At 48.4% G+C, this 1160-nt stretch carries 1 protein-coding gene; it reads right to left on the bottom strand.

The genetic code is table 11. From position 1 onward, the window contains the following. The coding region (gene ystJ, locus CHH91_RS03905) for an NADP-dependent malic enzyme (protein WP_141234118.1) at positions 1 to 1160 on the bottom strand (1160 nt) is incomplete at both ends.

Genomic DNA, 1160 nt, shown 5'->3' with positions numbered 1-1160 from the left:
AGTCTTCGTCGATGAGTGTAAGCTGACGCGTCTTCTCAGCTACTTCTTCTGGATCAACTGTAATGCGGTTGACGCCTGTATCCATCGCTGCTTTTGCTACTGCTTTCGCAACAGCCGGTGCAACACGCGGATCGAATGGAGCTGGAATAACGTAATCTTCATTTAGATCACTTTCGTCGATTAGCTCAGCAATCGCTTTGGCAGCTGCAATCTTCATTTCCTCATTAATTCCAGTCGCGCGAACATCCAGGGCACCACGGAAAATACCAGGGAAGGCAAGTACGTTGTTCACCTGGTTCGGGAAGTCAGATCGGCCAGTACCGATAACGCGGGCGCCTGCTTCTTTTGCATCATCTGGAAGGATTTCCGGATCTGGGTTCGCCATTGCGAAGATGATTGGATCTTTTGCCATTGTGCGAACGTCGTCTTTTGACAATAGGTTTGCCAAAGATACACCGATGAACACGTCAGCATCCTTGATCGCATCAGACAAGCTGCCTTCCTGACGGTCACGGTTCGTGATTTTCGCTACACGGTCTTTCATTTTGTTCATGCCTTCTGGACGACCTTCGTAGATCATTCCTTTGGAATCACACATGATGACGTTGTTTACACCAAGGCTGTGCAGCAATTCGATGATTGCGATACCTGCAGCGCCAGCACCGTTAGCTACCACTTTGATATTATCGAAGCTTTTGCCAACCAATTTCAATGCGTTCAGCAAACCAGCAACCGTTACGATTGCAGTACCGTGCTGGTCATCATGGAATACTGGAATATCCGTTTCCGCTTTCAAACGCTCTTCGATTTCGAAGCAGCGAGGAGCGGAGATATCCTCTAGGTTCACGCCGCCGAATGTTGGTGCCATCAATTTCACAGTGCGAACGATTTCGTCCACGTCGTTTGTATCAAGCACGATCGGGAAGCTGTCAACACCTGCGAAGCTCTGGAATAGGACAGATTTTCCTTCCATTACCGGAAGCGATGCTTCTGGACCGATGTTTCCAAGGCCAAGCACGGCAGAGCCGTCACTGACAACTGCAACCATGTTGCCTTTCATTGTGTATTCGTATACATCATCCTTGTTTTGATGGATTTCTTTACAAGGTTCAGCTACACCAGGAGAATAAGCAAGGCTCAAATCCGTTGCATTACGGACA

It is taken from the genome of Virgibacillus sp. 7505, from assembly GCF_002272135.1.
Taxonomy (GTDB): Bacteria; Bacillota; Bacilli; order Bacillales; family Amphibacillaceae; genus Terribacillus.
This window is presented reverse-complemented; position numbering and strand designations above follow the sequence as displayed.